General features: G+C 70.1%; 12 protein-coding genes. 2 read left to right on the forward strand and 10 right to left on the reverse strand.

Annotated features, from left to right (window positions below):
• Positions 1-42: 42 nt before the first annotated feature.
• Together ACFOWB_RS23430 and ACFOWB_RS23435 are read right to left on the reverse strand one after the other, a co-directional pair.
• Positions 43-2,535: a GcvT family protein gene (locus ACFOWB_RS23430; protein WP_378149694.1), complete on the reverse strand. Its 2,493-nt coding sequence runs from the start codon at positions 2,533-2,535 to the stop codon at positions 43-45.
• A gap of 79 nt (positions 2,536-2,614) precedes the next feature.
• Positions 2,615-3,391 carry a DeoR/GlpR family DNA-binding transcription regulator gene (locus ACFOWB_RS23435; protein ID WP_378149696.1) on the reverse strand — a complete coding sequence of 259 codons (777 nt, stop codon included), beginning with the start codon at positions 3,389-3,391 and terminating at the stop codon, positions 2,615-2,617.
• 234 nt (positions 3,392-3,625) lie between these two features.
• Here ACFOWB_RS23435 and ACFOWB_RS23440 point away from each other — a divergent pair, with 234 nt between their 5' ends.
• Positions 3,626-4,123: an RNA pyrophosphohydrolase gene (locus tag ACFOWB_RS23440; protein ID WP_261404728.1), complete on the forward strand. Its 498-nt coding sequence runs from the start codon at positions 3,626-3,628 to the stop codon at positions 4,121-4,123.
• A gap of 4 nt (positions 4,124-4,127) precedes the next feature.
• Here the strand turns inward: ACFOWB_RS23440 and ACFOWB_RS23445 are convergent, their stop codons facing one another.
• The 3 genes from ACFOWB_RS23445 to ACFOWB_RS23455 form a co-directional block, all read right to left on the reverse strand.
• On the reverse strand, positions 4,128-5,189 hold the full coding sequence (locus ACFOWB_RS23445) for a YeiH family protein (protein WP_378149699.1): 1,062 nt from the start codon (positions 5,187-5,189) through the stop codon (positions 4,128-4,130).
• A 112-nt stretch (positions 5,190-5,301) separates the two neighbouring features.
• Positions 5,302-6,648, reverse strand: a complete 1,347-nt coding sequence (locus ACFOWB_RS23450; protein WP_261404730.1) for an aspartate aminotransferase family protein — start codon at positions 6,646-6,648, stop codon at positions 5,302-5,304.
• Between the two features lie 113 nt (positions 6,649-6,761).
• On the reverse strand, positions 6,762-8,174 hold the full coding sequence (locus ACFOWB_RS23455; RefSeq protein ID WP_378149701.1) for an MFS transporter: 1,413 nt from the start codon (positions 8,172-8,174) through the stop codon (positions 6,762-6,764).
• A 207-nt stretch (positions 8,175-8,381) separates the two neighbouring features.
• Between ACFOWB_RS23455 and ACFOWB_RS23460 the strand changes: the two genes are divergently transcribed.
• Positions 8,382-9,104, forward strand: a complete 723-nt coding sequence (locus ACFOWB_RS23460) for a GntR family transcriptional regulator (protein WP_261404732.1) — start codon at positions 8,382-8,384, stop codon at positions 9,102-9,104.
• Between the two features lie 16 nt (positions 9,105-9,120).
• On the opposite strand, the gene ACFOWB_RS23465 is transcribed toward ACFOWB_RS23460, so the two are convergent.
• The 5 genes from ACFOWB_RS23465 to ACFOWB_RS23485 form a co-directional block, all read right to left on the reverse strand.
• The gene (locus tag ACFOWB_RS23465; protein WP_261404733.1) at positions 9,121-9,327 is read right to left on the reverse strand and encodes a hypothetical protein; all 207 of its coding nucleotides are present in this window, start codon (positions 9,325-9,327) and stop codon (positions 9,121-9,123) included.
• A 118-nt stretch (positions 9,328-9,445) separates the two neighbouring features.
• Positions 9,446-10,324 (reverse strand): 3-methyl-2-oxobutanoate hydroxymethyltransferase, encoded by an 879-nt coding sequence (panB, locus tag ACFOWB_RS23470; protein WP_261404734.1) that lies wholly within the window; start codon positions 10,322-10,324, stop codon positions 9,446-9,448.
• Between the two features lie 175 nt (positions 10,325-10,499).
• The gene (locus ACFOWB_RS23475; protein WP_261404735.1) at positions 10,500-10,805 is read right to left on the reverse strand and encodes a DUF6166 domain-containing protein; all 306 of its coding nucleotides are present in this window, start codon (positions 10,803-10,805) and stop codon (positions 10,500-10,502) included.
• Complete coding sequence (locus ACFOWB_RS23480) at positions 10,802-11,020, reverse strand: hypothetical protein (RefSeq protein ID WP_261404736.1); 219 nt, start codon at positions 11,018-11,020, stop codon at positions 10,802-10,804. Before ACFOWB_RS23480 ends, ACFOWB_RS23475 begins: the two co-directional genes overlap by 4 nt.
• 36 nt (positions 11,021-11,056) lie before the next feature.
• The gene (locus tag ACFOWB_RS23485) at positions 11,057-11,431 is read right to left on the reverse strand and encodes a hypothetical protein (RefSeq protein ID WP_261404737.1); all 375 of its coding nucleotides are present in this window, start codon (positions 11,429-11,431) and stop codon (positions 11,057-11,059) included.
• Between the last annotated feature and the right edge of the window lie 60 nt (positions 11,432-11,491).

Below are 11,491 nucleotides of genomic sequence, written 5' to 3' on the forward strand. Positions count from 1 at the left end.
GTTCCGGGTCCCGGATCAGGTCCGGGACAAGGGGGGCGCGGTTCATGCGGTTTTCCTGCGCCGGTCAAGCGGCGCTTTGACCATCTTCGCCGCTTCCGCATCGCAGAACGGCGTCAGGCTCGCCGTCACGGCCATGAGTTCGCCCGCGACGTCGATCGCGAAACTGCGGGCGTCGAGCCAGCGCTGGTCGATCCGGCGATCCGCCCGGACCCAGGCGAGCGCCGCGATCCCGCCGAGCGTCGCGCAGAAGGCCGCCGACGTCACTTCCCCGACGGGCTCGCCGTCGGCCAGAAGGAGTTCGCCGCCCCAGACCATCTGCGCGCCGGGCTCAGGCCCCAGCAACGACACCAGCCGCCGCTTCGGCGTGACCCGCTCCTGGCGCGCGAGCGCCGAGCGGCCGATGAAGTCCGCGCCCTTGTCGAGCCGCACCACGCCTTCGAGCCCCGCCTCGTTGGGCGTGACGTCCGGCGAGGTCTCGCGCCCCCAGGCCCGGAACCCCTTCTCGATCCGCAACGCATCGAGCGCGTAGTGGCCGGCGTCTCTGAGGCCGAGATCCGCGCCCGCCTCGTGGAGAGCGTCGTGGACGCCGAGCGCGAACTCCGTCTGGACGAACAGCTCGTAGCCGTGCTCGCCGGCGTAGGAGCGCCGCATCACGAGCGCGGTCTCGAAACCGACGGCGATCTCGCGCGCCGTCCCCGGCGGAAAGGCGGCGTCGTCCAGCGGCTCGTCGGTCAGCCGGCTCAGGATCTCGCGCGAGCGCGGCCCGGCCAGACCCAGCACGGCGAAGGCCGAGGTGACGTCGGTCAGCGTCGCGCGCGTCTTCGCGCCGGCGTTGCGGCCGATCCAGTCGGCGTCGCGCACGCCTTGCCCGGAGCCCGAGACGATCAGGAACGCGTCCCCGGCGAGCCGCGCGACGACGACCTCCGACTCGATCCCGCCGCGCGGGTTCAGCATCGCCGTATGGACGCTCTCCCCGACGCCGATCGCGACGTCGCCGGCGCAGAGCTCCTGCAGCGCGGGCTCCGCGTCCGGTCCCTCGAAGCGGTGCTTGGCGAAGGAGGAGAGATCGAACAGCGCCGCGGCCGTGCGGGCCGCCCGTTGCTCGGCCGCGCAGGCGTCGAGCCAGTTCGGCCGGCCGAAGCCGTAGGCGATCTCGCGGTCGTGGGCGCCGGTGGAGAAATAGTTCGGGCGCTCCCAGCCCATCCTGGAGCCGAAGACCGCGCCCCTGGCGACGAGGCGCTCGTGGAAGGGCGAGCGGCGGAACGGCCGCGCGGTCTCCAGTTCGCGGTTCGGCCAGGGCATGGCGTAATGCAGGCTGAGCGTCTCCGTCACGCGCGCCTTCAGCCATCGGGGATTGGCGTTGAACGGGGCGAAGCGGCGGATGTCGACGGGCCAGAGATCCTGCTGGGCCGACCCCGCCGCCATCCATTCGGCGAGCGCCTTGCCGGCCCCGCCCGCCGACGCGATGCCGGCCGAGTTGAAGCCCGCGCCGACGAACAGGCCGCGCACCTCGGGCGTCTCGCCGAGCAGGAAGTTGTTGTCGGGCGTGAAGCTCTCCGGGCCGTTCACCGTGGCGCGGATCGGCGCGGTCTCGAGCGCGGGCACGCGTTCGAGCGCCTTCTCCATCAGGATCTCGAACTGCTCGTGGTCGTCGGGCAGCAGCTGGAACTCGAAATCGTCCGGGACGCCGCCCATGCCCCAGGGCTTGGCGTGCGGCTCGAAGCCGCCCATCACGAGGCCGCCGACCTCCTCCTTGAAATAGACGTAGCCGTCGGGGTCGCGCATCACCGGCAGGTCCGGCGTCACGCCCGCGATCGTCTCCGTGACGAGATAGAAGTGCTCGGCCGAGTGCAGCGGGATCGAGACGCCGCACATCTTTCCGAACTGGCGCGACCACTGGCCGGCGCAGATCGCGACCGTCTCGCAGGCGATGTCGCCGCGCGTGGTCGAGACGCCGCGGATCCGGCCCTCGCGGATGTCGACGCCGGTCACCCGCGTCTTCTCGAAGATCCTCGCGCCGCCCATGCGCGCGCCGCGGGCGAGCGACTGTGTGAGGTCGGTGGGATTGGCCTTGCCGTCGCCCGGCAGCCAGACGGCGCCGAGGAGATTGTCGGTCCGCATGACCGGCCATTTCTCGCCCGCCTCGCGCGCCGAAAACTCGTGGATCTCGACGCCTTGGGCGCGCGCCGAGGCGATGACGCGCTTCAAATGCGTCATGCGCTCCGGCGTGCGCGCCACGGTGATCGAGCCGCACCGCCGCCAGCCGGTGGCGAGGCCGGTCTCGGCCTCGAGTCCCGCATAGAGCTCGGTCGAGTCGCGGATCAGCCGCGTCATGGAGGCCTGCGCGCGCAATTGGCCCACGAGCCCGGCGGCGTGCCAGGTCGTGCCGCTCGACAGCCGTCCCTGCTCGAGCACCACGACGTCGCGCCGGCCGAGCTTGGTCAGGTGATAGGCGAGCGAGCAGCCGACGATCCCGCCGCCGATGACGACGACGGCCGCCTGGGAGGGAAACGAACCGGCGGATGGATGGGACATTCGGGAAGCCTCCAGCGTCGCCGCCGCTCCCTAGCCTAACCGCATCTCGCGTTCAATCAAAATACCACAAAAAACCACACTATAGCGCGTCGGCCACGATGCAGGCGACGCCGTGGGCGGCGAGCCCCGTCTGCATCCGCGCGGGTGGGGCCGCGTCGACCACGAGCGCTTCCGGCGCGCGCTTCGGCGCGATGCGCGCGACGCCCGCGCGGCCGAACTTCGAACTGTCGGCGACGTAGAAGCCGCGGGCGGCGCAGTCGAGCATCACGGCCCGCGTCTCGGCCGCCACGCGGCTGAACACGGTCACGTCGCCGTCCGGCGTCACCCCGCCGATGCCGACGAAGGCGAGATCGACGCGGTAGCGCGGTAGCGCCGCGATGACGTCGAGCCCGACCGTCGCCTCGTCGTCCGGATCGACCTCGCCGCCGAGCACGGTGACCTTCACGCCCGCCCGCGTGAGCGTCAGCGCGTCCCTCAGCGAGGTCGCGATCACCGTGACGTCGCTCGGCGGCGCCTTGGCGAGCGCGGCCGCGATCTCGTGGGTGGTCGACCCGGAGTCGAGCAGCACGACCATTCCGGGCTCGACCATCGCGGCGGCCGCGCGGCCGATCGCGGCCTTGCCGGCGGCGTTCTCCATAGCCCGCTCGGCGTAGGGCGGCTCCCCGACGCCGCGCTTCAGCGCGCCGCCATGGACGATGTCGAGCCGCCCCTGGGCCGCGAGCGCCTTGAGGTCTCGCCGGATGGTCTCGCGCGACACGCCGAACCGGTCGGCGAGCTCCTCCACGCTGACGCTTTTGGCCGTCTCGACGCTTTCGAGGATGTCGTGCAGGCGCCGTGCGGCGATCGGGCGGGGCATGGTGACGCGGAACTCCGGAAAACGCCCCAGCATGCGGAGCGGCCGCGCAGGTGGCAAGGAGACGAAAGCAGACGTGACAGGAGCTGCGTGCTTCGAGACGCCCGCATGCGCGGACTCCTCGGCATGAGGATCGGGGAGTTTCCTTCAGCCCTCCCGGTCCTCATGCTGAGGAGCGCCGAAGGCGCGTCCCGAAGCACGCCGTTCCTCCCAGTCTTTCTGAAGGCCCGACGCGACATGCCCCTGCCCTACCGCCCCAATGTCGGGATCGCGCTGTTTGACGCGCGCGGCCGCGTGCTGATCGCCCGGAGGCTCGACGACGACGGGCCGGAGGTGATCGGCCCGGGCTTTGAATGGCAAATGCCGCAAGGCGGGATCGACGCCGACGAGGACGCCGAGGCGGCCGCCTTCCGCGAGCTCGAGGAGGAGACCGGGGTGACGAGCGCCCGGCTGATCGGCGCCCATCCGGACTGGCTGACATACGAGTTTCCGCCCTATTCGGGCCCGCCGCACAAGCTCGGCGCGTTTCGCGGCCAGCGCCAGCGCTGGTTCGCGATGCGCTTCGAGGGCGAGGAGGCCGAGATCGACGTGACGCGCGCGACCGAAAGCGCGCCGCAGGAGTTCTCCGAGTGGCGGTGGGAACGGCTCGAGACCGCCATCGATCTCGTGGTCCCGTTCAAGCGCGAGGTCTATCGCAGCGTCGCGCGCGTCTTCGCAGGGCTTGCCGGCGCTTGAGCCGTCAGACGAAGAGCTTCACCAGCGCGAGGCTGAAGCCCGCCACGAACAGCGAGGCGGCGAGGCCGAGCGCGAGCGGCCGCCACCCCTTCGAGCGAAGCTTGGAGACGTCGGCCCCCATGCCCATCGCGGCGAGCGAGACGGTGAGCGTCGCGGTCGCGGCGATTCCGGCGGCGGCGGTGACATCGGCGGGGATCGACGCGACGCTGTTCAGCGCCACCATGGCGACGAAGCCCAGCACGAACAGCGGGAACGGCGCGCGCGCCGCGTCTCCGCCGCCCGCACGGCGCAGCGCTGCGAAGGAGAGCGCGGCGACGACGGGCGCCAGCATCATCACGCGCACGAGCTTGGCCACCACGCCGGATTCGCCGGCCTCCGGGCCATGCGTGAAGGCGGCGGCCACGACCTGCGCGACCTCGTGGATCGAGGCGCCGGTCCAGACGCCATAGGCCTGCGCGTCGAGGCCGAGCGGGCCGGCGAGCATCGGATAGGCGAACATCGCGATCGAGCCGAACGCGGTCACGCAGGCGACCGCATAGGCGACGTCCTCCTCGGGGGCGCGCGTCACGGCGTTGGCGGCGGCGACCGCGGAGGCGCCGCAGATCGAGGTGCCGGCGGCGATGAGCTGCGTCAGTCCGGGCGCGACGCCGAGCCGTCTCCCGGCCCAGCTCGTGAACAGGAAGGTCGCGACGAGCGTGGCGACGATGGCGGCGAGCCCGCCGGCGCCGACCTCCGCGGCCTGGCCGACCGTGAGCTGGAGGCCGAGCAGCACGATGGCGGCGCGCATCAGCGTACGGCCGGCGAAGGCGAGGCCCGGCCGCGCCCAGGCGGGAACGCCGAACAGGTTGCCGGCCGCCATGCCGATCACGATCGCAAGGATGACGGGGCTGACCGGGGGCGCGACCGGCGAGGCGCGCAGGCCGTAGGCGGCGGCCGCGACGCCGCCCGCGAGCGCAAGGCCCGGCGCGACCTTCGCGGCGCGACGCCCGAGAGCCGCAAGGCCGGGGAGCGCGCGCGCCGAAGACGTCCTGTCCGAAAGGTCGAGGTCGTCCTGAACCGCCGACATGGTGATCTCCGCTACGTCGCGAAGATCACCCGCCGTTTATAATCGGTCCAATTCATTGTTCAGCGCGATATGTTCGATTTTACCGAATACATCGGCTTTGTTCCGTCACCTCTCAGGCGAGGTCGTCGATCACGCCGGTGAGGATCGAGCCGATCTCGGCGATCTCCTCCGGCTCGACGATGAGCGGCGGCGACAGCGCGATGACGTCGCCGGTCACGCGAACCAGCAGGCCGCGCCGGAACGCCTCCGTGAAGGCGTCGTAGGCCCGCTCGCCCGGCGCGCCCTCGCGCGGCGCGAGCTCGATGCCGACCACGAGCCCGAAGCGGCGGACGTCGATGACGTTGCGCGCGCCCTTCAGCCCCTCCCAGGCCTTGGCCCAGGCCGTCTCGAGCGAGGCCGCGCGGGTCAACAGCCCCTCGCGCTCGTAGATGTCGAGCGTCGCGAGGCCGGCCGCGCAGGCGACCGGATGACCCGAATAGGTGTAGCCGTGGAACAGCTCGATCATGGCCTCGGGGCCGGTCATGAAGGCGTTGTGGACCTCGCGCGTCGCGAAAACCGCGCCCATCGGCATGACGCCGTTGGTGATGGCCTTGGCGGTGGTGACGATGTCGGGCCGCACGCCGAAGAGATCGGAGGCGAAAGGCGCGCCGAGGCGGCCGAAGCCGGAGATCACCTCGTCGAAGATCAGCAGGATGCCGTGCCGGGTCGCGATCTCGCGCAGGCGCTTGAGATAGCCCTTGGGCGGCAGCAGCACGCCGGTCGAGCCCGCCATCGGCTCGACGATGACGGCCGCGATGGTCTCGGCGCCGTGGAGCTGGACGAGACGCTCGAGATCGTCGGCGAGCTCCGCGCCGTGCTCCGGCAGGCCGTCCGAGAAGGCGTTCTTCGCGATGTCGTGGGTGTGCCGCAGATGGTCGACGCCGGGCAGCGTCGGGAACATGCGGCGGTTGTTGAGCATGCCGCCGACCGAGACGCCGCCGAAGTTCACCCCGTGATAGCCGCGCTCGCGCCCGATGACGCGGGTGCGGGTTCCCTGCCCGATCGCGCGCTGGTAGGCGAAGGCGATCTTGAGCGCGGTCTCGACCGATTCCGAGCCGGAATTGGTGAAGAACACCCGGTCGAGCTTCTCGCCGCCGCCCGAAGGCGCGATCTCGGCGAGGCGTTCGGCGAACTCGAAGGCGATCGGGTGGCAGACGTTGAAGGTCGGCGCGAAGTCGAGCGTGCGGAGCTGCCGCTCGACCGCCGTCGCGATCTCCTCGCGGCCGTGGCCGGCGTTGACGCACCAGAGGCCCGAGGTGCCGTCGAGCACGCTTTTCCCGTCGACCGTCTCGTAGCGCACGCCCTTGGCGCTCGCGAGCAGCCGGGGGTCGGCCTTGAAGCGCCGGTTGGGCGTGAAGGGCATCCAGAAGGCGTCGAGGCTCGGCGCGTTCGGGCGCTGCGGCAGGTCGGCGATCGTCATGGGAAGAAGGCTCCTCGGCGGCGCGTCCGGGGCGCCGCCTCCACGTCATCGAGCAGCCTTTGTGTCCGATCCGGCGCGCGGCCGCAAACCGCGCGCCGGAACTTTCCGGCCCGCTAGCCCGACACTTCCTCGAGCGACTTGCCCTTGGTTTCGACGCCGAGGGTCAGCACCGCGATCGCCGCCACCACGAAGGAGCCGGCCCCGAGCGCGAACACGCCGGCGTTGCCGAGCGTCGGCAGCACCACGCCGATGATCGACGGGCCGATCAGCGAGCCGATGCGCCCGACCGCCGAGGCGCAGCCGGCGCCGGTGGCGCGCGCCCGCGTCGGATAGAGCTCGGGCGTATAGGCGTAGAGACCCGACCACATGCCGAACATGAAGAACTGCATGATGAGGCCGAACACGATCAGCATCGCGAAGCTCGGCGCGTTGCCATAGGCGTAGGCCGAGACCGCCGCGCCCACGAGCATCAGCGCGAGCGTGCCCTTGCGGCCCCAGGCGTCGATCAGCCAGGCCGCCGTGATGAAGCCCGGCACGCCCGCAAGCGCGATCAGGATGACGTATTCGGTCGACTTGGTGTTGGTGAACCCTTGCGCCTGCAGCAGCGCGCCGAGCCAGGTGGTGAGGCCGTAGAAGCCGAGCAGCGCGAAGAACCAGGTGAGCCAGATCATCACGGTGCGGCTGGCGTAGACGCCGCGCCAGAGCTCCATGAAGGAGAAGCCCCGTTCGCCGCGCGCGACCGCGGGCGCAGGGGTAGGCTCGTCGAGCTGCGCGCCGGCGGGAAGCCGCGCGAGCACCTTGCGCTCGATCTCGCCCATGACCTTCTCGGCTTCTTGCGCGCGTCCCTGGTCGGCGAGCCAGCGCGGGCTCTCGGGCACGAAGAAGCGCACGACGAAGAGGAACAGCGCCGGGATCGCCTGGCACAGGAACATCTCGCGCCAGGTGAAGTGGGTGAGGAAGAACCAGCTGAGGAGCCCCGCGGCGATGAAGCCGAGCGGCCAGAACCCCTCGAGGATCGCGAGATAGCGGCCGCGCTTCTTGGTCGGCACGAACTCCGACACGATCGCCAGCGCGACCGGGAACTCCATGCCCATGCCGAAGCCGAGCAGCAGGCGGGCGTAGCCGAGCGTCGAGGCGTCGGGCGCGTAGTAGCACCACAGGCTTCCCAGCCCCCAGAACACCATCGAGATCTGGAACACGAGCTTGCGGCCGATCTTGTCGGCGGCCATGCCCGAAATCGCCGCGCCGAGGAACATTCCGAGGAAGCTCATCGACGACAGGAAGCCGGCCTGCGCGGTGGTGAGGCCGAACTCGGTCCGGATCGAGCCGAGCAGGAAGGTGAGCGAGCCGAGGTCGATGGAGTCGAAGAACCAGGCGGTCGCGATGATCGCGAAGATCATCTTCTGGTAGCCGGTCATCGGCAGGCGATCGAGCCGGGCCGCGATCATGACGTCGGAAGCGGTCGTCGCGGCGGGCGCGGCGGCGCCCGCGGCCGCCCCGCCGGGCGGCAACGTGATGTCGGTCATGCGGTTCCTCCCCGGATCCGTTGATGTCCGGCCCTGGCGGACCGGCGGCCCTTTCGGCTCTTGAGAGAAGGCTAGGCTTCGATTTATAGAAATTCAACTGACATATTAGTCGTCGGCAACAGAATGCCGCGCTTGGAGCGTTCGCCGGGGCCATGCTAGGCGTGGAGGTGGGCGGACGCCGTCGATTCCGCCCGGGAGCCGATCGACATGAGCGTGACCACCGCTTCGCAAAGCCGCCCCGCACGGCGCGCGCGGAGCCGTGCGGGCGGACGGGCCGTCGTGAAGGCCGCCGAAGGCCCGACGCTCACCGAGCGCGCCTATCTCGCGCTCGAGGAGCTCATCACGACGCTCCAGCTTCCGCCGGGCGCGTTCCTGTCGGAGATGGCGCTCGCCGATCGTCTCGGCTTCGGCCGCACGCCGATCCGCGAGGCGCTCCAGCGGCTCGCGCGCGACGGGCTGGTGGTGGTCGCGCCGCGCCGCGGGATCCTGGTCTCGGAGATCAACCTCAAGACCCAGCTTCGCCTGCTGGAGACCCGCCGCGTGCTTGAGGCGCTGCTGGCGCGTCTCGCGGCTGAGCGCTCCGACGCCGCCGAACGGGCGCGCTTCGCGGAGATCGCAGCCGAGATGCGGGCGGCGGCGGACGCCTCCGACGATCTCGCCTTCATGCGGCTCGACCGCGACTTCAACGAGCTGGTGTCGAAGGCCGCGCGCAACGAGTTCGCGACCCGCTCGATCGCCACCATGGCGGCGCTGTCGCGGCGGTTCTGGTACCAGCACTATCGCGAGGTCGGCGACCTCGGCCTGTCGGCCCGGCTTCACGCGGAGGTCGCGGAAGCGATCGCGACCCGCGACGGCGCGGCGGCCGCGACGGCCTCCGACAGCCTGATGGACTACATCGAGAACTTCGCGCGCAAGACGCTCGACCTCTGAGCCACGGCCACCCTGGCTAGCCGTCTTCGTCCTGTCCGCCCTCCTGTTCGGCGAGGACGCGCAGGACGTCTATGGCGACGTCGCCGGTCTGGTAGCTCGAGACCATGATGTACTTCTGACCCCTCTCGCGAAGGTCGGTCAGAAGCGACAGCGCCTCGGTCGCCGTTTCGCACGAAACGTTCAGCTCATCGTCGAGTGGACCATAGGTGAGAACATAGGTCATCCAATCAACGTGGTGGATGACGCTCCCAATACAATCCAAAATTTTGCGTAGTCCGATCGCCTCTATCTATGAGAGCGATTGTATACAAGAAGCTGGCGCGCCAAGAACACGCTCGCCGTCAGACTTGCTTCCGCTTTTCGACCAGGGTCGCGAACTTCTCGAACTCCTCGTCTTTCACCGAGTAGGAGTGGTCGTCGTCGGGAAACGCGCCGGTCTTCACTTCGCGCACATAAGCCTCGATGCCCGCCACAGCGACTTCGGTGAGCTTGGCGTAGCGCTTGGTGAACTTCGGCTTGAAATCGGTGAACACGCCGAGCAGATCGTGGCAGAGCAGGATCTGCCCGTCGGTTCCGACCCCCGCCCCGATGCCGATGGTGGGGATCGTCAGCTGCTCGGAGATCAGCTTCGCGATCCGCGCCGGCACCGCCTCGAACTCCAGCATGAAGCAGCCGGCGTCCTCGATCGCGAGCGCGTCCTCAAGGATCTTGAACGCCGCATCGGCGGTCTTGCCCTGGATCTTGAAGCCGCCGAAATTCGCGATCGTGTGCGGGGTCAGGCCGATGTGGGAGGCGGTCGGGATGCCGGCGTCGACGAGCGCCTTCAGGATATGCGCCTGCGACTTGCCGCCCTGCGGCTTCACCGCGTCGCAGCCGCCCGTCTGCATGAAGCGCGCGGCGTTGGTCAGCGCCCGGTCGACGGTGGCGTAGCTCTGATACGGCATACAGCCGAGCACGAAGGTCTCGGGCGCGCCGCGGCGCACCGCCTCGGCGTGCATCACCATCATGTCCATGGTGGCCGGGATGGTGTTCTTGTGGCCATGCGCGATCATCGCGAGGCTGTCGCCCACGACCGCGACGTCGACGCCCGCCATCTCGGCCCAGCGCGCCGAGGTGTAGTCGGGCACCGACATGTAGACCATCTTTTCGCCGGTGGTCTTGGAGTCGCGGATCTCCGCGATGGTGCGCTTCTGGCGCGGCTTCTGGGCGGGGGCGTCCATGGGATGGATCCGAACTGGAGAACGTGGAGGCGAACTGCGCGCTTCGAGACGCGCCTTCGGCGCTCCTCAGCATGAGGAAGGGGGTTGGCCCTCTCCGGCCCTCATGCCGAGGAGCCTGCGAAGCAGGCGTCTCGAAGCACGCAGCGCGGTCGTGAGCGTCAGGCTGCCTTAAGCGTCAGGCGGCCGCCGCGCCGTCGGAGGCGATCACGCTGTCGATGTCGGCCGACGTCATCTCCCACTCGTTCTGGAAGTTGGCCACCGCGTCCCGCATGAAGCGGGGGGTCAGCGCCGCGGCCTTGCCGGCGTCGCCCAGATGATCGAACAGCATCGCGAAGGCGAGCTGGCTCGGCGCGTCGCCCTCGTAGCTCCATTCGAAGTCGGCGCCGGCGAAGTCCTTCAGGTCGTCGCGCGCGGCGAGCGGCTGGCCGTCGACTGTGACCATGACGCCGTCGATGGTGCGGTCCCCGAAATAGGTCTTCATCGCGCCCTCCCCGCGGCGTCGCGGACGAGCGGCTTGCGGTCGGCCTTGGACTTCATCACCTCGGGGAAGATCCAGAGGCTGCCCATCGTGAAGGGCCCGAGGAACAGCAGCGCGATCTGCGGCCCGGTCTTGGCCAAGGCGCCCATGTAGAAAAAGCCGGCGATCGCCGCGAGGCCGACCACCACGGTCAGGCCCATCTTGATGTGGAACGGCATTTCGGTCCTCCCGGGGACAGTCTTGTTCTTGTCGGTTCAGGCGATGGCGCGCAGCGCGACGAGCGCGACGAGCGCCCCGGCGAGCGTCAGGGCGAGGCCCGCCGGCCCGTCGCGCCAGCGGCTCGGCCAGGCGTTGTAGAGGCCGGGCGCGAACAGCAGCGCGAGGCCCGCCACGATCACGAGGCTCGTCCAGCGCAGGTTCTCATAGCCGTAGAGGCCGGTCGCGATCGCGAGGCCCGCAAAGGCGAGCGCGGCTGCGAAAGCGAGCGCGAGCCGCGCCGGCCGCCCCGTCAGATCCGGCCGCGTGTCGAGCGGAAAGACGCCCGCGACCACGTAGAAGCCGAGGCTCGCGACGACGGAAAACAGCGCGAACCAGGCGAGCGCGACGACGTTCGGTTCGATCGTCTCCATGGACCTCTCCCTTGTGCTCGAACATGCGGGCGGCCCCGGCCGGCGCGGGCGACGCGCCGG

The organism is Chenggangzhangella methanolivorans (assembly GCF_042648545.1).
Taxonomy (GTDB): Bacteria; Pseudomonadota; Alphaproteobacteria; order Rhizobiales; family Methylopilaceae; genus Methylopila; species Methylopila methanolivorans.